This is a genomic window from Flavobacterium gyeonganense, from assembly GCF_029625295.1.
In the GTDB taxonomy this organism is placed as follows: Bacteria; Bacteroidota; Bacteroidia; order Flavobacteriales; family Flavobacteriaceae; genus Flavobacterium; species Flavobacterium gyeonganense.
On sequence record NZ_CP121112.1, the window covers coordinates 1,545,333 to 1,568,110 of the forward strand.

Annotated in this window: 15 protein-coding genes, 4 tRNA genes, 3 rRNA genes and 1 pseudogene; 10 read left to right on the plus strand and 13 right to left on the minus strand. The window is 37.4% G+C overall.

Annotated elements, in window-relative coordinates; genetic code table 11:
- On the minus strand, positions 1–765 hold the full coding sequence (locus P5P89_RS06685; RefSeq protein ID WP_278011264.1) for an SDR family NAD(P)-dependent oxidoreductase: 765 nt from the start codon (positions 763–765) through the stop codon (positions 1–3).
- Positions 766–782: 17 nt separating this feature from the next.
- Entirely contained in the window at positions 783–1,970 is a 1,188-nt protein-coding gene (locus tag P5P89_RS06690; RefSeq protein ID WP_278011265.1) for a glycoside hydrolase family 88/105 protein, read from the minus strand.
- Positions 1,971–2,257: 287 nt separating this feature from the next.
- On the opposite strand from P5P89_RS06690, the gene P5P89_RS06695 reads away from it, so the two are divergent.
- The 8 genes from P5P89_RS06695 (at position 2,258) to P5P89_RS06730 (ending at position 11,108) form a co-directional block, all read left to right on the plus strand.
- Positions 2,258–3,397, plus strand: coding sequence for an ABC transporter substrate-binding protein (locus P5P89_RS06695; RefSeq protein ID WP_278011266.1), 1,140 nt, complete (start codon positions 2,258–2,260; stop codon positions 3,395–3,397).
- 4 nt (positions 3,398–3,401) lie between these two features.
- Positions 3,402–4,544, plus strand: a complete 1,143-nt coding sequence (locus P5P89_RS06700; RefSeq protein ID WP_278011267.1) for a CaiB/BaiF CoA transferase family protein — start codon at positions 3,402–3,404, stop codon at positions 4,542–4,544.
- Between the two features lie 4 nt (positions 4,545–4,548).
- Complete coding sequence (locus P5P89_RS06705) at positions 4,549–5,688, plus strand: CaiB/BaiF CoA transferase family protein (protein ID WP_278011268.1); 1,140 nt, start codon at positions 4,549–4,551, stop codon at positions 5,686–5,688.
- The gene (locus P5P89_RS06710; protein ID WP_278011269.1) at positions 5,688–6,911 is read left to right on the plus strand and encodes an extracellular solute-binding protein; all 1,224 of its coding nucleotides are present in this window, start codon (positions 5,688–5,690) and stop codon (positions 6,909–6,911) included. The genes P5P89_RS06705 and P5P89_RS06710 overlap by 1 nt, the downstream gene beginning before the upstream one ends.
- A gap of 2 nt (positions 6,912–6,913) precedes the next feature.
- Positions 6,914–7,978 carry a Gfo/Idh/MocA family protein gene (locus P5P89_RS06715; RefSeq protein WP_278011270.1) on the plus strand — a complete coding sequence of 355 codons (1,065 nt, stop codon included), beginning with the start codon at positions 6,914–6,916 and terminating at the stop codon, positions 7,976–7,978.
- Between the two features lie 168 nt (positions 7,979–8,146).
- A complete protein-coding gene (locus P5P89_RS06720) occupies positions 8,147–8,587 on the plus strand; it encodes a MaoC/PaaZ C-terminal domain-containing protein (protein ID WP_007809657.1) in 441 nt (146 codons plus the stop codon).
- Between the two features lie 21 nt (positions 8,588–8,608).
- Positions 8,609–9,913, plus strand: a complete 1,305-nt coding sequence (gene fucP, locus P5P89_RS06725; RefSeq protein ID WP_278011271.1) for an L-fucose:H+ symporter permease — start codon at positions 8,609–8,611, stop codon at positions 9,911–9,913.
- A gap of 91 nt (positions 9,914–10,004) precedes the next feature.
- Positions 10,005–11,108 (plus strand): pectinesterase family protein, encoded by a 1,104-nt coding sequence (locus tag P5P89_RS06730; protein WP_278011272.1) that lies wholly within the window; start codon positions 10,005–10,007, stop codon positions 11,106–11,108.
- A gap of 50 nt (positions 11,109–11,158) precedes the next feature.
- Here P5P89_RS06730 and P5P89_RS06735 read toward each other — a convergent pair whose 3' ends face one another.
- The gene (locus P5P89_RS06735) at positions 11,159–11,926 is read right to left on the minus strand and encodes a response regulator transcription factor (RefSeq protein ID WP_278011273.1); all 768 of its coding nucleotides are present in this window, start codon (positions 11,924–11,926) and stop codon (positions 11,159–11,161) included.
- Between the two features lie 106 nt (positions 11,927–12,032).
- Here P5P89_RS06735 and P5P89_RS06740 point away from each other — a divergent pair, with 106 nt between their 5' ends.
- On the plus strand, positions 12,033–12,785 hold the full coding sequence (locus P5P89_RS06740) for a DUF1349 domain-containing protein (protein ID WP_278011274.1): 753 nt from the start codon (positions 12,033–12,035) through the stop codon (positions 12,783–12,785).
- A 287-nt stretch (positions 12,786–13,072) separates the two neighbouring features.
- Here P5P89_RS06740 and P5P89_RS06745 read toward each other — a convergent pair.
- The 9 genes from P5P89_RS06745 to P5P89_RS06785 all read right to left on the minus strand — a co-directional run bounded on the left by P5P89_RS06745 (position 13,073) and on the right by P5P89_RS06785 (position 21,251).
- Positions 13,073–13,158: transfer RNA gene (locus P5P89_RS06745), tRNA-Leu, on the minus strand.
- A gap of 6 nt (positions 13,159–13,164) precedes the next feature.
- Positions 13,165–13,237 (minus strand) — tRNA-Phe (locus tag P5P89_RS06750).
- Positions 13,238–13,286: 49 nt separating this feature from the next.
- A 5S ribosomal RNA gene (rrf, locus tag P5P89_RS06755) occupies positions 13,287–13,396 on the minus strand.
- Positions 13,397–13,546: 150 nt separating this feature from the next.
- A 23S ribosomal RNA gene (locus P5P89_RS06760) occupies positions 13,547–16,428 on the minus strand.
- Between the two features lie 163 nt (positions 16,429–16,591).
- Positions 16,592–16,665, minus strand: a tRNA-Ala gene (locus P5P89_RS06765).
- Positions 16,666–16,754: 89 nt separating this feature from the next.
- Positions 16,755–16,828, minus strand: a tRNA-Ile gene (locus P5P89_RS06770).
- Positions 16,829–16,956: 128 nt separating this feature from the next.
- A 16S ribosomal RNA gene (locus P5P89_RS06775) occupies positions 16,957–18,472 on the minus strand.
- Together the 16S, 23S and 5S rRNA genes with 4 tRNA genes alongside form the textbook arrangement of a ribosomal RNA operon.
- 935 nt (positions 18,473–19,407) lie before the next feature.
- Positions 19,408–20,643: an ABC transporter permease gene (locus P5P89_RS06780; protein WP_278011275.1), complete on the minus strand. Its 1,236-nt coding sequence runs from the start codon at positions 20,641–20,643 to the stop codon at positions 19,408–19,410.
- A 113-nt stretch (positions 20,644–20,756) separates the two neighbouring features.
- The gene (locus P5P89_RS06785; RefSeq protein ID WP_278011276.1) at positions 20,757–21,251 is read right to left on the minus strand and encodes a YkgJ family cysteine cluster protein; all 495 of its coding nucleotides are present in this window, start codon (positions 21,249–21,251) and stop codon (positions 20,757–20,759) included.
- Between the two features lie 73 nt (positions 21,252–21,324).
- Between P5P89_RS06785 and P5P89_RS06790 the strand changes: the two genes are divergently transcribed.
- Positions 21,325–22,032: a class I SAM-dependent methyltransferase gene (locus P5P89_RS06790; RefSeq protein ID WP_278011277.1), complete on the plus strand. Its 708-nt coding sequence runs from the start codon at positions 21,325–21,327 to the stop codon at positions 22,030–22,032.
- A gap of 83 nt (positions 22,033–22,115) precedes the next feature.
- On the opposite strand, the pseudogene P5P89_RS06795 reads toward P5P89_RS06790, so the two are convergent.
- Positions 22,116–22,747, minus strand: a pseudogene (locus tag P5P89_RS06795) (7-carboxy-7-deazaguanine synthase QueE).
- Positions 22,748–22,778: the final 31 nt, after the last annotated feature.

Here is a 22,778-nt window from a genome sequence, read left to right on the forward strand (position 1 = left end):
TTAGTTATTTAATTTTATAAATCCTCCATCGATAGGATAATCACTTCCCGTAATAAATCCTGCTTCATCACTGCATAAGTAAAGGGCTAAGGCAGCAATTTCGTCCGGTTGTCCCATACGTCCGATTGGTTGCGACTTAGACAGTTTTTCAAAAATTTCAGCTTCTTTGCCCGGATAATTTTTATTGATAAATCCGTCTACAAAAGGTGTATGCACCCTTGCCGGTGAAATCGAATTACAGCGAATCCCTTCATCTATGTAATCTCTCGCCACTGATAAAGTCATTGCCATTACAGCTCCTTTAGCAGTTGAATAAGCGAAACGATCCTGAATACCGACCCATGATGCTATAGAAGCCATGTTCAAAACAACACCTCCTTTTGATAATCTGAATTGCGGAATTGCTGCATACAAACAGTTGTAAACGCCTTTTACATTTACATCCATCACTCTTTGGAAATCGATTTCCAAAGTTGTGTCTACTTTTCCCACATGTGCAATACCGGCATTATTAATCAAAATATGGATATTTCCAATTTTTTCAAATGTATCGACTACCTCTTTCTGATTTACTACATTGCACGCATATGAAAATACTTTTCCACCCAATTGCTCAATATCAGCAACTGCATCCTGAGCACTTTCAATAGTTAAATCAATGATGTGAATTTCTGCTCCTTGTTTCGCAAACAAAGTTGCAATAGCCCTTCCTATTCCACTTCCTCCGCCGGTTATGACGGCTTTTTTATTTTGTAATGAAAACATATTTTTAAATTATAGTATTATTTATTTAGTTCTAAAGCAGCCAGAATAAAAGGTCCGGTTACTTTAGGATCATTATCTTTTCTTTTTTCATTAATATAATATTCATATGAACCATCACGATATGGATTTCCTCCTAAACCAGCAACAGCACAGGCATTCGTAATTTCAATTTCTCCGTTTGGATATACTTTAACAAATTTTGAAGTAATACCATCAAAGGCCTTTTCAGCAATTTTTTTGAATTTTTTAGGCAGATATCCTTTTTTTGCTCCCTTCGCAAAAGCATAAGCAAACATAGCCGTACCAGAAGTTTCTAAATAATTACCTTCTCTTGTTCCCATATCAGTAACCTGATACCATAATCCTGACGGATCCTGAAATTTCACTAATGCGTTAGAAATGTTATTCAAATACAAAATCAGTTCATTTCGTTTTGGATGATCTTTAGGAAAATAATCCAGAACATCTACCAATCCCATCACATACCATCCCATTGAGCGGGACCAAAAATTAGGTGAAACACCAGTTTCTTTGTTTGCCCATGGCATTTGTTTACTCTCATCCCAGGCATGATATAACAATCCTGTCTTTGCATCTGTTGCCTTTTGCTGAATCAATTCAAATTCATGAGCAACATCATCTAACTTAGCTCCATTTTCGAACGTAACGGTATATTCTGCATAAAATGGTTCTCCCATATACAAGCCATCCAGCCACATTTGGTTGGGATATATTTTTTTGTGCCAAAAACCACCACTTGGGGTACGAGGCTGTTCTTCTAATTGTTTACGCAAAGTCTGCATCGCAACTAAATATCTTTTGTCTTTAGTTTGCTCATAAATGTCGAACAAAATTCGTCCTGTAGGTATGTTATCAATATTAAAAGACTCATACTTATAAGTCTTAATATTTCCATCGGCATCTATCAATTCATCAGCATATTGTTTAGCGTAAGCCGCGTATTTTTCATCATTTTTTTTCTTGCCTAATTCCTGAAAAGCATAAGTAACCAAACCATGAACATAACTGATGTGTGCTACAGGAGCATCATCAAGCATATAGGCTTTCGGGTAACGCTGCATTAAGGTTAATGCCATTCTTTCTGACCATTTCAGCTTAGTGGAAATTGTATTTTGAGCATTTGAAATTGCCGTTACAAAAATCAGTAAGACAATCATTTTGGAAAGAAAAGAAATTTTAAGCATATCGCTACTTTAAAAATTGTATTTATGTGAAATTGATGTAAAAATAAATGTGATTTTCACATTTACAAATATAAAACTTAATATGAATACCCGACACTTATTTTAAGGATCAGTGCTTAAAAATAGATATAATTAAAAACAATATCACATTTTATGTGTAATTTGTACAAAATATAAAAAAAGCCTGGACTATTTGAGAAAAAATAAATCATATAATCTTAGCAATTGAATCTAATTTCTATATTTGTAAATGTGAAAATTACATTTATTATATTTATACTATCAAAATGAAAAAACTAAAAGGGATTACGTGGAACCACACCAGAGGATTATTGCCAATGGTTGCCACAGCTCAACGTTTTACAGAGTTGAATCCTGATATAGAAATAAGTTGGGAGAAAAGAAGTTTACAGGAATTTGCAGATGCTTCTATTGAAGACTTAGCCAAAAGATTTGACCTGCTTGTTATTGACCATCCCTGGACAGGATTTGGTGCCTATACCAAAACAATTTTGCCTTTATCAGATCATCTTTCTGCAGAATATATAAAAGATCAGGAAATCAATACCGTTGGGAAGTCATACGGCAGTTACGTTTTTCACAACAAATTATGGGCATTACCAATAGATGCAGCAACTCCGGTAGCAGCAGCAAGGTTAGATATTTTAGAAAAACAGGAATTAAAAGTCCCACAGACCTATGACGATTTATTGGCATTAGCCAAAAAGGGATTAGTTGCCTTTGCAGGAATTCCGGTAGATTCGCTTATGACTTTTTACTCTTTTTGCTGCAGTTTAGGTGAAGCTCCTTTTCAGTCTCAGGAAAAAGTAATTTCTGTGGAAACAGGAAAAAAAGCTTTGCAGATGCATCGCGAACTGGCTCAATTAATGGATCCGGCAAATTTCAATCGCAATCCGATTCAGGTATATGAAGCTATGGTCAATACTGATGAAATTGCTTACTGCCCTTTTGCGTACGGCTATTCTAATTATTCGAGAAGTGGTTACAGCAAAAATCTGCTTCACTTTTATGACTTAGTTAAATTGAATGATAAACCAATGATCAGCTCTTTAGGCGGAACCGGATTAGCAGTTTCATCCTTTAGCCAGCATATTACTGAAGCTATTAAATATGCTGAATTTACAGGATCATCACAGGTACAGCAAAATATTTTTTCAGATAATGGCGGACAGCCTGGACATTTACAAGCTTGGAAAAATGACCGCATCAATGGTATAACACATGATTATTTTAAAAATACATTACCGGCTTTAGAAAGAGCATTTTTAAGACCAAGATACTCCGGACACATGTATTTTCAGGATCATGCAGGCGATGTCGTTCGTGATTATTTAATGAATGCCGGTAACGAAGAACAAGTTTTACAAGTAATGGATGCACTTTACGTAAAATCTTTAAACTTATAAAAACATGAAACCATTAGAAGGATTAGTTGTTTTAGAGTTTTGCCAGTTTTTGGCAGGACCTTCTGCTGGATTAAAACTGGCTGATTTAGGAGCAAGGGTTGTAAAAATCGAGCGTCCTGTAAAAGGTGAGGCTTGCCGTCAGTTGAGTATCAAAGATCTTTTTGTTGATGATAGCAGTTTGTTATTTCATACAATAAATAGAAATAAAGAATCCTTTGCAGCTGATCTTAAAAATACTGATGATTTGATTTTGGTAAAAAAACTAATTGCCAAGGCAGATATTATGACCCATAATTTCCGTCCGGGTGTTATGGAAAAAATCGGACTGGATTTTAAAACAACTTTAAATATTAATCCCAAAATAATTTACGGAACTATAACCGGTTACGGAGATAAAGGCCCCTGGGCAAATAAACCGGGACAGGATTTATTGCTTCAATCACTTTCCGGATTAAGCTGGTTAAGCGGTCGAAAAAGTCAGGGACCAGTTCCGTTTGGTCTGGCTGTAGCCGATTTAATATGCGGAAATCATTTCGTTCAGGGAATTTTAGCTGCGTTATTGAAAAGAGCCAAAACCGGAAAAGGTGTTTTGGTCGAAGTTAGTTTACTGGAATCGGTTTTAGATGTTCAGTTCGAAGCCATTACTTCTTACTTAAATGATGGTGGACAACAGCCACAAAGAAGTGATGTTAAAGGAAGCGCTCATGCTTTTCTCAGTGCACCTTATGGTGTTTATCAAACTCAGGACGGTTACATTTCTCTGGCAATGGGCGATTTACTTTTTATTGGAAGTGTTTTGGAAATCGATTTCCAAAAATATACTGATAAACACAAATGGTTTTCTGAAAGAGATGAAATCAGAGCAATTTTAGCGGAAAAGCTGAATACTCAAACAGCAGATTATTGGTCGAATTTATTGCAGAAACAAGGAATCTGGTGTGGCAAAGTACTTAATTACCAGGAATTGGACAACCAGTCCTTTGTTAATGAACTTCAATTGAAACAAACGGTACAAAATTCAGCAGGAGAAACATTGGTTACGACCAGAAGCCCAATTCAACTGGATGGTAAAATTTTAACCAGTACCAAAGCAGCGCCTAAAGTGGGCGAAGATAATGTAACAATACACGAACAATTTTTAAACTAGCAGGATGAAACCATTAGAAAATTATTTAATAGTAGATTTTAGCCAGTTTCTTTCTGGCCCTTCAGCAAGTTTGCGATTGGCCGATTTAGGTGCGCGTGTTATAAAAATTGAGAAACCGGGAACCGGAGATATCTGCAGAACCTTATATACTTCTGATTTAATTATGAACGGCGAATCTTCCGTTTTTCATACCATCAACAGAAACAAAGAATCATTCGCTATAGATTTCAAACAACCGGAAGAACTCGAAAAATTAAAAAAATTATTGACCAAAGCCGATGTTGTCATGCACAATTTCAGACCCGGCGTAATGGAACGAGTAGGTTTGAGTTATGATGAAGTGAAAGAAATCAATCCCAATATCATTTATGCAGAAATTTCAGGCTACGGTACAAAATCCAAACTAAAAGATTTACCCGGACAGGATTTATTACTGCAATCGCTGACAGCCTTAACCTGGTTAAGTGGAAATCAGGAGGATGGACCCGTACCAATGGGATTATCAATTGTGGATATGTTGGCGGGAGCACATCTGGCACAAGGAATTTTAGCTGCTTTATACAGAAAAGCAACCCATAGTATTGGGGCAAAAGTTCAGGTAAGTATGCTGGAATCGGCTTTTGATTTTCAGTTTGAAACCATTACAACTTATTTTAACGACGGTGGTGAATTGCCTCTCCGAACAAAATCCAATAATGCACACGCTTATTTAGGCGCACCTTACGGAATTTACAAAACCGAAAATGGCTATCTGGCTTTGGCGATGGGATCAATTCCAGTTTTGGCTTCGCTTTTAAAATGTGATGAATTATTGCAATTTCCTGAAAATAAATTTGAATTGAGGGATGAAATCAAAAACATTCTGGCTTCTCATTTGCAAACTCAGGAAACGCAACACTGGCTGGATATTTTGGAGCCCGCTGATATTTGGTGTGCCAAAGTCCTGAACTATAAACAGCTTTTTGCAGAAGAGGGTTTTCAGGTTCTGAATTTCGTACAGCGAGTTGAAATGCTGGACAGCTACACTTATAAAACAACCCGATGTCCTATTAGAATTGACGGAGAAATTTTTACATCAGGTAAAGGTTCTCCAAAATTAGGACAGGACAACGAGCAAATTATTAAGGAATTTATAGAATTGTAATGGAGAAAATAAGAATTGCTGTCCGGAAATTTGATCCTTTTGAAAGTACACTTCAAAAGCTGTGGGATTTATTCTGCCTTCAAAACAATATTCAAATTGAAGCAGAAATGGTACCGCTGGAGCTTCATGATTTGTATGAAACCACTATTACGAAAAAAGGTTTGAAAGAAGGTAAATGGGATATTGCACACCTCAATACCGATTGGATTTATGATGCTGTACACGAAAAAGCGGTTTTGGATTTGTATTCTTTTATAGCAGCAAATCCACCGGAAAATTATCCTTACGGCTGGCATAAATCGCTTTTAAAATTGCAGCAACTGGATAACGGCACTTATGGACTTCCGTTTCATGATGGCCCGGAATGTCTGATTTACAGAAAGGATTTATTCGAAGACCAAAACGAGCAGGAAACTTTTAAAAAGCAGTATGGTTACGAACTTTCCACACCAAAAACATGGAAAGAGTTCGTAGAAATTGCTTCTTTCTTTAATCGGCCGGAAGAAAATCTTTACGGTTGCATTTTTGCCAATTATCCAGACGGACACAACATGGTTTTTGATTTCTGCCTGCAATTATGGACACGTGGCGGATCATTAATCAATCACAAAAATCAAATCAGCGTTCTCAGTAAAGCTGCAATTGAAGCATTGGATTTTTACAGAAAAATGGTGAACGATCCAACTGCTGTTCATCCAAAATCAAAAGAATTTGATTCGGTTCAGGCGGGTTTGGCTTTCGCCAAAGAGGAAGCTGCAATGGCTATTAACTGGTTCGGATTTGCTTCGATGGCACAAGTGATTGAGGAATCGAAAGTAAAGGGAAAAATTGATATCACTTCACTCCCTTCCGATCCGAATCATAAAACGGCTTCTTTGAATGTGTACTGGTTGTATACTATTGGCTCAGGAAGTAAACATAAAAAACTGGCTTACGATTTTTTACGTTTTGCAACAACTTCTGAAAGTGACAAATTATTAACAAAAGAAGGCGGTATTGGTTGTAGAAAGTCGACTTGGAAAGATGAAGAAATTAATGCTTTAATACCATTTTATCATAAACTGGAAATGCTACATGAAAATGCATTTACCCTTCCACAAACACCAATTTGGCCAAAAGTGTGTGAGTTTATTGATCATATGATTTTAAAAGCAATCAACAGCGACATTCCTTCAGCACAATTATTAGAAGAAACACATAATAATATTCAAAAAATAGAATAAATATGAATATTCCATATAAACCTTTATTGCCCGAAACAACGCAGCCGATTATTATTATTGGTGCAAGTGGCATTGTAAAAGATGCTCATTTGCCTGCTTATAAAATGGCTGGCTTTTCCGTTTTTGGAATTACAAACAGAACGGTAGCAAAAGCACACGCAATGGCTGAAGAATTTGGCATTCCGAATGTTTTTGAAAACGTAGCCGATGCTGTAAAAAATGCTCCTTCGAATGCTGTTTATGATATTACGGTATTACCTGATCAATACATCGAAATATTAGAACAATTGCCAGATGGTGCTGCAGTTTTGATTCAGAAGCCAATGGGAAATGATTTGGCGCAGGCCAAAGAAATTGTAGCTGTTTGCGAAAGAAAAAAATTAGTAGCAGCGATTAATTTTCAGTTGCGTTTTGCCTCTTTTGTCAGTGCAGCACGATACATGATTAATCAGGGAATTATTGGCGATTTGTATGATTTAGAATTTAAAGTTACGGTAAATACACCTTGGGAATTGTTTCCGCTGATTAAGGAACATCCAAGATTGGAAATTCTTTTTCACAGTGTGCATTATATTGACTGCATTCGTTCCTTTATGGGAAATCCAAAAGGAGTCTATGCAAAAACAACCAATCATCCTTTAAAGAAATTATCATCTTGCCGTTCTTCGATTATTTTGGATTATGGCAATTCGATGCGTGTGGTTATCAATACCAATCACGACCATCATTTTGGTCCAAAACACGAAGAAAGCTACATCAAATGGGAAGGAACAAAAGGAGCAATCAAAGCCAAAATGGGTTTATTGATGAATTACCCTGACGGTATGCCGGACGAATTTGAAGTTGCTTTAGAAAAGGATGGGAACTACGAATGGGAAAAAATCAATCTGGAAGGTTCCTGGTTCCCGGAAGCCTTCATTGGTACCATGTCAAACCTAATGCGTTTTAAAGAAGGGTCTGATGCTAAATTATTAGCAAGTGTTCAGGATGTTCTCGACACTATGAAAGTTGTCGAAGCCTGCTATATCAGTAATCAAAAAGGAGCAATTCCACTAAATGACTTGTAATTTTTTTACCATATAAGTTATATAAGTTCATTTAACTCAGTTTGAGTAGAAAAAAATAATTCATATAAGAAGTAAAAATTAGACCATAAATTTAAATAAGTTCTTTTTGTTTCACGCAAAATAATTAAATGAACTTATATAACTTATATGGTGAAAAACAAAAAAACTATGTATTTCAAATCCACATTTTTCGAAGACTATCAACTTAATGATAAAAGAGTTACATTAGGCAGAACTATTACAGAAACTGATTTTGTAGTTCATGCAGGACATACCGGCGATTTTTTTCCGCATCACATGGATGAAGAATGGTGCAAAACCCAGCCTTTCGGACAGCGAATTGCCCACGGGACAATGGTTTTTAGTATTGGTATCGGTTTAACTGCATCCGAAATAAACCCGGAAGCTTTTTCTAAAGGATATGACAGAATGCGTTTTGTGAAACCGGTTCATATTGGTGACACCATTCATTCAGAAATTACCATTTCAGAAAAAGGAGAAGCCAAAAAGCCGGATATGGGAACGGTGACCGAGCACGTAGAAATCATCAACCAGCGAGGTGAAGTGGTTTTGGTGTGTGACCACCTTTTATTAGTAAAAAAGAAATAATCCTAAAATAAAAATCTAACTATGCAAGTAACCAACCAAACAGGCGACCAACACGAAGTGCCTACAGAAGGCGGAAAAGGAAATCAGTATCTTTTGCCTTTCATTTTAATTACCAGCTTATTTTTCCTTTGGGGAATGGCGCACAATCTGGATTCTATTTTGATTCCACACTTAAAAAAAGCTTGTGAATTAAATAACAGTCAATCTACATTGATTGATACCTCCGTATTTTTTGCTTATTTTATTATGGCAATTCCCGCCGGAATGCTGATTAAAAGATTTGGCTATAAAAATAGCATCATAATAGGATTATTAGTTTTTGCCTGTGGAGCATTTCTTTTTGTACCTGCTGCAAATACAAGAACCTACGAACTTTTCCTTTTAGCCTTGTTTGTTATTGGTTGTGGACTAACCATTCTGGAAACCAGCGCCAATCCGTATGCTGCTATATTAGGGCCTGCTGAATCATCTTCCAAAAGATTAAATTTAGCTGCTTCTTTTAACGGATTAGCAGCTATGGTTGCCCCAATTGTTGGTTCACTGTTTATTCTTTCAGGAACAAATCACACTCCAGAACAAATGGCAGCTATGCCGGAAGCAACAAAAGCTGCTTATCTATTAGGGGAAGCTTCGGCTGTGAAATTACCTTATATCATTTTAGGAAGTGTATTGGTATTGGTTGCTATCTTATTTTATTTCATGCATTTACCTTCAATGAAACCACAACATTCTGAAGTGGAAGTAAAACCGGGATTTTTCTCTGTTTTGAAATTCTCTCATTTGAGTTGGGCTGTTGTAGCACAGTTTTTTTATGTTGGCGCCCAGGTTTGTATTACGAGTTTCTTCATTCGAATTGCACAGCAAGGAGCTGGATTAGATGAAAAGACAGCCGGATATTATCTTGGAGTTTATGGTTTTCTGTTTATGGCAGGACGTTTTATTGGAACTTTCTTTTTGAAGTTTGTTAAAGATTATGTTCTACTTTCTATATATTGTGTCGCCAGTATTTTACTTTGTTTAGTAGCTATTTACGGATCGGGAATTGTAGTTATTTATGCTCTTGGCGGAATTGGATTTTTTATGTCAATTATGTTTCCAACTATTTTCTCTTTAGGATTGGTAGGTTTAAAATCCAATACAGAAACTGGTTCATCCTGGTTGGTAATGTCAATTGTTGGCGGAGCTATTCTGCCTTATGGTATGGGAACATTAATCGATATGAAACATGATGATATTCAGGCTGGATATATTATTCCTTTGGTCTGTTTTGTAATCATTCTTTATTTCGGAGTATTTGGCCATAAAGTAAAAAACACTATTTCTTAGTTATATTTCAATTCTTTTTATAAATTTCCAAGGTGTAAACAATTTATTCCTTGGAAATTTTATTTTAAAACTTTATCATTCAGAATCTAACATGAAAAAAACTTTACTTACTTTTTATTTCTTACTTATTAGTTTCAGTGCAGCTTTACACGCTCAAAAAAACAAAACTGTTTATGATATTGTGGTAGCTGCTGATGGAAGCGGTAATTACACTAAAGTTCAGGATGCTTTTAATGCTGTACCTGATAATAATACTAAGCAGACAATCATTTTTATAAAGCCCGGCACTTATAAAGAAAAACTAAAATTAACTAAAAACAAAAAAGTAAAACTTATAGGTGAATCATACAAAACTACCATTCTCACTTTTGATGATTATGCTGAAATTGCAGGAGGAACCAGCAAGTCTTTTAGTGTATTGATTGAAGCGGATGATTTTTTCGCAGAAAACATCACTTTTGAAAATACGATTAGCAGTGAATTACCTCAATATAAAAAAGGCGGCCAGGCAGTAGCTTTAATGGTAAATGGCGACAGGGTTATTTTTCATAACTGCAAAATGAGCGGTTTTCAGGATACATTTTACCTTAAAGCTAACAAAAGATCCTATATCAAAGATTGTATAATTGATGGCACAACAGACTTTATTTTTGGCGCAGGAATAGCTTTGTTTGAAAATTGTTTTATCCAATGCAGAAAAGATTCATACATCACTGCCGGTAATCATGAAGCGGGAAAAAGTAAATATGGTTTTGTATTCAAAGATTGTGTCATCATGAAATATCCTAAAGCAGCCATTTCAAAAGTGTCACTTGGAAGACCGTGGGGAGCCGGTGCAAATACAGTTTTTATCCATTCGTATGAAGAATCTATTATAATACCTGAAGGCTGGTCAATCTGGTCTAAAGATCCGGAAAATAAAGCCTATGACAACTGGAAAACTTCTTTCTATGCAGAATATGATTGTTATGGTCCGGGATCAAATTCAGATAATCGTATTTCATGGTCGAAACAATTAAATAAAACCGAAGCGTCTGAATATACCAAAGAAAAAATATTTGCAGCCAGCACAACAACTGCAAGTAATCTTGAAGGTGATTGGAATCCGGTAATTGAAAAAGACAAATGTGATTCTGTTTTACCTTCCAAAAAAACCAAGAATGCCGATTCAAATTTTGAAAAAGCATTTAACTAAGAACAAAATATAAAAACCTTTAAGCAATATATACTTAAAGGTTTTTAAATTTATATATTTATTAGTCCCATAACAAAAGCTGTTTTTAATGCTTCGGTTGTATTCGCAACCTGCAATTTTTGAATTATATTCTGCCTGTGGCGACGAACCGTATAAACCGAAATATTTAACAATTCTGCAATCTGATCACTATTGCTTCCCTTTGCCACGTGAGTCAGTATTTCTAATTCTCTTTTAGAAAGGAGACTTTCTGTATAAGGCTTATACTTTTCAGATGATATAGTTTCTCCTGTTTTAATGTTTACAATTTTAGCATCAATCCCATTTCGGAATTCCGAATTAGTAGATGGTGCATACAGGCACAATGCAAATAAAACACTTCCATTGGGTGATCTTTTAAGATACATGGTTCGGTGATTAATATAATGCTTGTTTTTATCATCAGAAGAACGCAGACGACTATAAGTACTGTAATTTCTATATTCTTCCTCAGGAAGATTTTTAAGATATTGAAAAAAATAAAGTTCTAAGGCATGACGCTCGATTACATCCTCCGAATTTAACTTATCAAATATGCAGTCTTCAAAAGCAGAATCGATAAACAAATCATTTGAGAATCCGAGTAATTTACCAAAATTACCTGCATAAATATAACTACAGTCAGCCTGAAAATCCGAAAGTACAGCTACGCATTGCTCTATAGAAACATAAGCTGCAGCCATTTTTTTATAATCTTCTACATCTAATGCTTCCTCATCCAAAAAAGTTTGTTTTAATAAAGTAGAAGTTAACTGATCTTCAATGGATATGTCTGTCATAGTTGTTCAAATAAAATTGGTTAATTTTACGTATTGTCGTTATTAGAAGCAAAATGTAAATTTGAAAAACTAAGTTAAACTATTTATACTTTTAACAAAAACATTTATGAAATCTAAATCCATTATCTTCTGCAGTCTTTTTCAAATTATTTTATTTACAGGTTGTAACAATATTTCTAAAGAAAATAAAACAGCGAAAAATACTGCAACAAAACCAAAAGACTCAGCGATTGTCGGTGGAGTTCCATGCGATATCAAACTAAGCCAAATTCATTTTACAAAATCAATTAATGGAGCTGATACGCTAGCAAAAGTGGATAATAAAGAAAACATACTATTTAATGTGGGAGAGAAAAAAGATTATTTCTCAGATCCAAATAATAAACTATCAAATAATTCGGCACCTATTCTTTTATCTAAAGTTGATAACACAAAACCCTTTACCTTAACAGCAAAAATAAGCCCGGAATTCACTAAAACCGGGTTGTACAATGCCGGTGTATTATACCTATATGTAAACGACCGTTTTTATCAAAAATTTTGCTTTGAGCAGGATGAACGCGGTAATCACAGAATTGTCACGGTTCGTACAATAGGAACTTCTGACGACAACAATCATGATGTTGTTGAGGTCAAAACTGTTTACATGAAAATTTCATCAGATACAGAAACGGTAGCGAGTTATTATTCCCTTGACAATAAAAATTGGCAAATGGTTCGTTTATACAAAAACAATTATCCAGCAGAAATCTGGACAGGAATCAGTGTACAATGCCCGGTTGATAAAGGCACAAAAAGTTATTTTGAAGATATTAGCTTAGAACAGAAAAGTGTTAAAGACTTTCGTTTAGGAATCTAAAAATATTAAAAAACTATTAGAAAAACGGATCATTTATAGATTCGCTTTTTTACCATATATCAAAATCATTAGATATATAGTTTGCTCTCCCGTATTCATAATTATGACTTTTCCCTACGTGCTGCACGTTTTACCTTTTGCTTTTAAATTGAAAAAGCAAAAGAATGCCGCTTTCATCCCTAACGCGTGATCTGGATAACCAAGAGACTTTGATATTTAAAACAGTTATCTCCTCCAATAAAAAAGCGCAATTACTTAATTATAGTAATTGCGCTTTTTTGGTTTTGTACTCAGAGCGGGACTTGAACCCGCACGGACATTGCTGTCCACTGGATTTTAAGTCCAGCGTGTCTACCAATTTCACCATCCGAGCATTTTGTGGTACCTCCAGGGATCGAACCAGGGACACATGGATTTTCAGTCCATTGCTCTACCATCTGAGCTAAGGTACCTCATTTTAAACAAAAAACCCTATTCTTATTCAGAATAGGGTTTTCAAAAGAAAGGCGACGACATACTCTCCCACAAAACTGCAGTACCATCTGCGCAGGCGGGCTTAACTTCTCTGTTCGGAATGGGAAGAGGTGAGCCCCGCCGCAATAACCACCTTAAGGTCGTTTGTTGCTTTGGCAACTTTTTTAATTGACAATTGATAATTAACAACTGATAATTAAAAACAATATCTTAACATACTGAGATAAAGAAAAGTATTTTTGTATTAGAAAAGTTTCTCCCCGAGCCTTGCGGCTCGGGAAAAGGGTGTACATAAGCTTACGGATTATTAGTACTACTCGACTATGACATTACTGCCTTTACATCTATAGCCTATCAACGTGGTCATCTTCCACGATCCTTAAAAGAAATCTCATCTTGTGGTGGGTTTCGCGCTTATATGCTTTCAGCGCTTATCCCTTCCCAACGTAGCTACTCTGCGGTGCCCCTGGCGGGACAACAGATACACTAGAGGTTAGTCCAATTCGGTCCTCTCGTACTAGAATCAGATCCACTCAAATTTCTAACGCCCACAGTAGATAGAGACCGAACTGTCTCACGACGTTCTGAACCCAGCTCGCGTGCCACTTTAATGGGCGAACAGCCCAACCCTTGGGACCTTCTCCAGCCCCAGGATGTGACGAGCCGACATCGAGGTGCCAAACCCCCCCGTCGATATGAGCTCTTGGGGGAGATCAGCCTGTTATCCCCGGCGTACCTTTTATCCTTTGAGCGATGGCCCTTCCATGCGGAACCACCGGATCACTATGCTCTACTTTCGTACCTGATCGACCTGTATGTCTCTCAGTCAAGCTCCCTTATGCCATTGCACTCTACGCACGGTTACCAAGCGTACTGAGGGAACCTTTAGAAGCCTCCGTTACTCTTTTGGAGGCGACCACCCCAGTCAAACTACCCACCAAGCACTGTCCCCCGCAATACGGGGTTAGGCCTCAGATAAACAAAGGGTTGTATTTCAACAATGACTCCACAACGCCTGGCGACGCCACTTCATAGTCTCCAACCTATCCTACACATCATTTATCCAAGGTCAATACTAAGCTATAGTAAAGGTGCACAGGGTCTTTTCGTCCCACTGCGGGTAAACGGCATCTTCACCGTTACTACAATTTCACCGAGCTCATGGCTGAGACAGTGTCCAGATCGTTACACCATTCGTGCAGGTCGGAACTTACCCGACAAGGAATTTCGCTACCTTAGGACCGTTATAGTTACGGCCGCCGTTTACTGGGGCTTCAATTCAATGCTTCTCCGAAGATAACATCTCCTCTTAACCTTCCAGCACCGGGCAGGTGTCAGGCCCTATACTTCATCTTACGATTTTGCAGAGCCCTGTGTTTTTGATAAACAGTCGCCTGGACCTCTTCACTGCGGCCAGCATTGCTGCTGGCGACCCTTCTCCCGAAGTTACGGGTCTATTTTGCCTAATTCCTTAGCCATGAATCTCTCGAGCACCTTAGGATTCTCTCCTCAACTACCTGTGTCGGTTTACGGTACTGGTACTAATTACCTGAAGTTTAGAGGTTTTTCTTGGAAGCCCTTAGGCGCACTATCTCTTTGTCCGAAGACTCCGAGTACTATCGTATTTCACCATTCCCTACGGATTTGCCTATAGGAAATATAGCTAGGTACTTTAACGAACTATTCCGTCAGTTCGCGGCGCTTTCATCACTCCGTCACCCCATCACAGTAATTAGTAGTACGGGAATATTAACCCGTTGGCCATCGACTGTCCCTTTCGGGTTCGCCTTAGGACCAGACTAACCCACAGCTGATTAGCATAGCTGTGGAAACCTTAGTTTTTCGGTGTGCGGGTTTCTCGCCCGCATTATCGTTACTTATGCCTACATTTTCTTTTCCAGCCAGTCCAGCATACCTTACGATACACCTTCAACCCTGCTGGAATGCTCCCCTACCACTTGCAGTAAACTGCAAATCCATAGCTTCGGTAATATGCTTATGCCCGATTATTATCCATGCTCGTCCGCTCGACTAGTGAGCTGTTACGCACTCTTTAAATGAATGGCTGCTTCCAAGCCAACATCCTAGCTGTCTGGGCAGACAAACCTCGTTCTTTCAACTTAGCATATATTTGGGGACCTTAGCTGATGGTCTGGGTTCTTTCCCTCTCGGACTTGGACCTTAGCACCCAAGCCCTCACTGCTGTAAAACATTATATAGCATTCGGAGTTTGTCAGGAATTGGTAGGCGGTGAAGCCCCCGCATCCAATCAGTAGCTCTACCTCTATATAACTATTATCAGCGCTGCACCTAAATGCATTTCGGGGAGTACGAGCTATTTCCGAGTTTGATTGGCCTTTCACCCCTACCCACAGGTCATCCGAAGACTTTTCAACGTCAACCGGTTCGGTCCTCCACTGTGTGTTACCACAGCTTCAACCTGCCCATGGGTAGATCACACGGTTTCGCGTCTAACACTACTGACTAAAGCGCCCTATTCAGACTCGCTTTCGCTACGGATCCGTGGCTTAACCACTTAACCTTGCCAGCAACGTTAACTCGTAGGCTCATTATGCAAAAGGCACGCCGTCACCCCACAAAAGGGCTCCGACCGCTTGTAAGCGTATGGTTTCAGGATCTATTTCACTCCGTTATTCACGGTTCTTTTCACCTTTCCCTCACGGTACTGGTTCACTATCGGTCTCTCAGGAGTATTTAGCCTTAGCGGATGGTCCCGCCAAATTCAGACAGGGTTTCACGTGCCCCGCCCTACTCAGGATACCACTATCTATTATACTTGTTACCCATACGGGGCTATCACCCTCTATGGCGTCACTTTCCAGTAACTTCCGGTTCCGTGTACATAAAATATCGTGGTCCTACAACCCCAATCATGCCGTAACAAAATTGGTTTGGGCTAATCCGCGTTCGCTCGCCACTACTTACGGAATCACTTTTGTTTTCTTCTCCTCCGCCTACTTAGATGTTTCAGTTCAGCGGGTTTGCCCACCTATCGGTGTACTATGTCTTCAACATAGTGGGTTGCCCCATTCGGGTATCTGCGGATCAAATGGTGTGTGCCCATACCCGCAGCTTTTCGCAGCTTATCACGCCCTTCATCGCCTCTGAGAGCCTAGGCATCCCCCATACGCCCTTATTTTGCTTATTGTACCAATCATTCACTTAAGAATGACCGTTTTTTTTGTCTTTTGTTTTTTTGTATTACTACAGAAAACAAAAAACGCTTTCTACTTTTTAAATTTTTCTTATCTCAATATGTCAATGAACTTTAACAATTAATAATTATCAATTGATAATTGTCAATTATTTCGTGGAGAATAACGGAGTCGAACCGTTGACCTCCTGCGTGCAAGGCAGGCGCTCTAGCCAGCTGAGCTAATCCCCCATTTTTTAGTTGTCAGTTAACAGTTTTTAGTTAACAGTACTTAAAACGGTTACTCAACCTCTAAAATTTCCTTTTTTAAGTTAAAATAGTAGTCCCGGGCAGACTCGAACTGCCGACCCCTACATTATCAGTGTAGTACTCTAACCAGCTGAGCTACGAGACTCTGTTTTTACTTAATTTTCATTATTTTTTAAATTAACAGCAAGAGTAATTGAACCTTACGATTCAGAACTTTCAAAATAATCATCTTTTATCCCCAACGTGTGTCTCCACTAACATATGAGGCTCTAGAAAGGAGGTGTTCCAGCCGCACCTTCCGGTACGGCTACCTTGTTACGACTTAGCCCTAGTTACCAGTTTTACCCTAGGCAGCTCCTTGCGGTCACCGACTTCAGGCACCCCCAGCTTCCATGGCTTGACGGGCGGTGTGTACAAGGCCCGGGAACGTATTCACCGGATCATGGCTGATATCCGATTACTAGCGATTCCAGCTTCACGGAGTCGAGTTGCAGACTCCGATCCGAACTGTGACCGGCTTTATAGATTCGCTCCTGGTCGCCCAGTGGCTGCTCTCTGTACCGGCCATTGTAGCACGTGTGTAGCCCAAGGCGTAAGGGCCGTGATGATTTGACGTCATCCCCACCTTCCTCACAGTTTGCACTGGCAGTCTTGTTAGAGTTCCCGACACTACTCGCTGGCAACTAACAACAGGGGTTGCGCTCGTTATAGGACTTAACCTGACACCTCACGGCACGAGCTGACGACAACCATGCAGCACCTTGTAAACTGTCTTGCGAAAGATCTGTTTCCAAATCGGTCAGTCTGCATTTAAGCCTTGGTAAGGTTCCTCGCGTATCATCGAATTAAACCACATGCTCCACCGCTTGTGCGGGCCCCCGTCAATTCCTTTGAGTTTCAAACTTGCGTTCGTACTCCCCAGGTGGGATACTTATCACTTTCGCTTAGCCACTGAAGTTGCCCCCAACAGCTAGTATCCATCGTTTACGGCGTGGACTACCAGGGTATCTAATCCTGTTCGCTACCCACGCTTTCGTCCATCAGCGTCAATCCATTAGTAGTAACCTGCCTTCGCAATTGGTATTCCATGTAATCTCTAAGCATTTCACCGCTACACTACATATTCTAGTTACTTCCTAATAATTCAAGTTCAGCAGTATCAATGGCCGTTCCACCGTTGAGCGATGGGCTTTCACCACTGACTTACTAAACCGCCTACGGACCCTTTAAACCCAATGATTCCGGATAACGCTTGGATCCTCCGTATTACCGCGGCTGCTGGCACGGAGTTAGCCGATCCTTATTCTTACGATACCGTCAAGCTGATTCACGAATCAGTGTTTCTTCTCGTATAAAAGCAGTTTACAATCCATAGGACCGTCATCCTGCACGCGGCATGGCTGGATCAGGCTTGCGCCCATTGTCCAATATTCCTCACTGCTGCCTCCCGTAGGAGTCTGGTCCGTGTCTCAGTACCAGTGTGGGGGATCTCCCTCTCAGGACCCCTACCCATCGTAGCCATGGTAAGCCGTTACCTTACCATCTAGCTAATGGGACGCATGCTCATCTTTTACCGTTGTGACTTTAATAGTGTGTTGATGCCAACTCACTATACTATGGGGTATTAATCCAAATTTCTCTGGGCTATCCCCCTGTAAAAGGTAGATTGCATACGCGTTACGCACCCGTGCGCCGGTCTCTCCCGCCCGAAAGCGGGATACCCCTCGACTTGCATGTGTTAAGCCTGCCGCTAGCGTTCATCCTGAGCCAGGATCAAACTCTTCATCGTATATTGTAAATATTATATTGCGACGAATATCTATCGGTTCTTTTTCGAATCTCTCGATTCCATTACTCTTATTCTTTTGTTCTAACATCTCTGTTAAAACGGCTGTCAATTCAATATGTCTACGAACGTAATTTCTTTGTCTTTCCGCTTGTCTCTCAAAGCGGGTGCAAAACTAAAACTTCTTTTTGTTTCCTGCAAGAAAAATTTAAAAAAAATTGAAACTTTTTTTTCGTCTCCGTTTTCCATTTTTTTCTCCCAATCTCTCAATGAACTTTTCCTGTTTTGCGGGGTGCAAATGTAAAAAGCATTTTCAAATCTCACAAGCTTTTTTGAATCTTTTTTTTTGAAAATTTCTTCTCTTTTAATTCTTATTAACCTGTCAGTATTTCAGTGAACGACTTCGTTGTTGCGGGTGCAAAAGTACCACCTTTATTTACATTTACAACCCTTTTCTTTATATTTTTTCCATCTTTTTTAAAACTTTTTCTTAACTAACTCATAACTTAGCTTTTACAAAATAACTTTTTTTGAAATTCTATAAGATTTTTCCATGTATTATTGATTTTCCCTTCCTTCATACCCTCTCCAAAATCCCTTTTTTAAGGAGTTTCTAATCTTTATTACTTTTTTCTGAACAAAAGTTATGTTTTAAAAAGCTTCTTTTGATCTTAAAAAAGCTTTAATTATATCTTTTGCATGGCTCTTTCTCTTGAAAAAAGCACCTCATAGCCCCGATAGAAGTGAAAATCCTTTTGCTTTTTTCTTTAAAAAGCAAAAGATTGAAACGAATAGCGGGAAATAGCTCCTAGTCAAATTAAAATCTTAAAAGAAATTCGAATACAATAAGCCGAACATTTTATTTCTACATACATATAATAATAAACCCGGCGAGTTTAAAAAATACTGCCGGGCTCTCAATTACTCATATATGCTAGTTAATCAAAACGGATTGCTTTTACCGGAGAAATCTTTGTTATAATATAAGATGGAATTAATAATACCACGAAACAAATCGTAACGGTCATCAGATTTAATAATACCACATAAACCCAATTTATATAAACTGGTGCCTGGTTGACATAATAGTTTTCAGGATTTAATTGGATAATACCAAATTGCTGCTGAATTAACAATATTGAAATACCAATTAAGTTGCCCCAAAACAAGCCTCTTATTATAAGATAGAAGGCATTATACAAAAATATTTTTCGAACTGCCCAATTGTTAGCACCTAATGCCTTTAAAATACCTATCATTTGTGTGCGTTCCAGGATAAGCACTAATAAAGCAACTACCATATTTATTGTTGCAACCAAAATCATGACAGCCAAAATAACAATAATGTTGAAATCAAAAAGCTGAAGCCAATCGAATATATAACTGTACTTATCAATTATCGTTTTTGTATCTAAACTCGAGGAAGTTTGTTCGTAGATTTCATTTCCTGCAGTTTTAATATTATCGAAATCTTTTACAAAAACTTCGAATGCACCAACCTGATCAGGTGCCCATTTATTAATTCTCTGAATATGACGAATATCCCCAATTATATATGTTGCATCAAAATTCTGAAAACCGGAATTAAAAATACCTGTAATTTTGAATCGGCGGCTATTAGGCATCTTTCCTTGTTCATCTTTAATAAAAAAAGTATTAAAACTATCCCCTACTTTTAAATTTAATCGGTCTGCAAGAAATCTGGAGATTATAACATCTTCATTTAATAATTTAGAAAAATCTGGCAACTTTCCTTCTACTAAATATTCTTTTATATTATTCCAGTCATAATCGGCTCCAACCCCCTTGAAAATAATTCCTTCGAAAGCATTTTCGGTTCTGATAATCCCAGCTTTGCTTGCAATTGCCTGGATATGGCTCACTTCAGGAACCGATTTGAAATTAGGATAGAAATCCTGATTTTTAGAAACAGGAATCAATGTTACATCAGAATTATTATTGTCATAATTCGAAATAATAATCTGGCCGTTGAAAGCGGAAACTTTGTCCCGGATTTTTTGCTGTAATCCAATTCCGGTTGCAACTGAAACCAACATCATGATAATACCAATAGCTATAGCCGAAATAGCAATTTTTATAATAGGAGCTGAAATGCTACTTTTATAATCTTTAGCAGTGATAAGTCTTTTAGCTATAAAATATTCGAGGTTCAATTTATAAGTTCTTATTATATTTATAAAGTCAGTTTGTTTCTCTTAGTCAAAAATACATTTAAAAAAGTAAAAAAGAATTATAACGCGAAACAATTACAAATTATTTAAGCCTCTTATAATGGCATTTTTTTCTTCATTTCTTCCACAATATTATAAGCAGCAGGACAAATTGCTACATTCTTCAAAGTAAGATCTGCTATTTGATGAAATTTTTTTCTATCGGTATGCGGGAATTCTCTACATGCTTTTGGACGGACATCATAAATCATACAGTAATTTTCATTATCCAGAAAAGTACAGGGAACACTTTTTAAAACATAATCTTTGTCTTCATCAATTCGAAGATACTGCTCAATAAATTGTTGTGGTTTTTGCCTGAAAGATTTGGATATCCTCTCAATATCCGCCAAAGTAAATAATGGGCCAGTCGTTTTACAACAATTGGCACATTGCAAACAATCTGTCTTTTTAAATTCTGCATCATGCAAATCCTGCATAACATAATCTAAATTCTTAGGTTGTTTCTTTTTCAGCTTATCAAAATACTTTTTGTTTTCTATATGCTTATCTTTGGCTAACTTATTTAAGTTATTTAAAATTTGTTTCAAGAGTATTAATTAAATATATCTGCAAAATTAAACAACTTTAAATTCCAAACCTTAAACTTTGAACTAAATTACAATGAAAGATCTTTTCGGAAAAGCAATGTTTGATTTTCAAACTAATAATTCACCAGAAGACATTATTACCGAGACTTCAATTTCTGAAGAAGATGAAATGAGCGTAACATATCTATTCCGTTCTTATAAAGAGATGCCAAAATTGGAACAAAAAGCTTTGGAATTAGCTTTCGGAAAGACTTTAGATGTTGGCTGCGGAGCCGGAAGTCATAGTCTTTCACTGGAAAAAGACCGCAATTTAGATGTGACTTCGATTGATATTTCAGAAAAAGCAATTGAAACTTGTAAATTGCGAGGTATAAAAAATGCCCAGGTTCAAAACATATTAGATTTTGAGGGAGAAAAATTTGACACGATACTTTTGCTAATGAACGGCACAGGTATTTTCGGAAAATTACAGAACTGCAATAAATATTTATCTAAACTAAAATCACTTTTAAATGAGGACGGTCAAATTTTGATAGACAGTTCAGACATCATTTATATGTTTGATGAAGATGAAGATGGAGGAAAATGGATTCCATCCGATAATGATTATTATGGTGAACTTGTCTTTACTATATCTTATAAAGGAGAAAAAGAAGAACCTTTTGACTGGCTTTATTTAGATTATAATACACTTCAAAATGCCGCTACTGCAAATGGCTTGAAATGTGAATTGATTTTAGAAGGAGAACATTATGATTATTTAGCCAGACTTACAATTTAGACTAAAATATTTACTTTTTACACTAATTGTGTAATCAAAATAAAAAACTCTTCGAATGAAGAGTTTTTTTAATCCATATTCTTTTAAGGAATATTCAAATATTTATGTGTCTGTAAAGAAACTCTCCATTTTGGATTGTTCATTACATATTCTACGATCAAAGGAGTCATTTCTTCTTTTTTGCTCCATTCCGGCTGTAGAAATAAAATTGCGTTGTCATTTACCAATTCTGCCTGTTCTTCAGCAAAAATAAAATCATGCTTATTATGAATAATTACTTTTAGTTCATCCGCATTATCATAAACAGTCTGCGTTGGTAATTTATTTTTTTAGGAGAAAGGCAAATCCAATCCCATGAACCGGATAAAGGATAAGCACCTGACGTTTCTATATGAACTTTTAAATTTTTGTCTTTTAATTTACCGGTAAGCAAACTCATATCCCATGTTAGAGGCTCACCACCTGTGACAACAACCGTATCAGCATAAACGGAAGCATTTTTTACAATTAAATCCACATTTGTTGGCGGATGCAATTCTGCATTCCAGCTTTCTTTCACATCACACCAATGGCATCCTACATCACAACCTCCAATTCTTATGAAATAAGCAGCAGTTCCTGTATGAAAACCTTCTCCCTGAATGGTATAAAATTCTTCCATCAAAGGCAACATTGCTCCTTTATTTACTTCTAATTGTATTTCTTTTGATAACATTATTTTATTTTAAAGTGCAAAGATAGTCAAT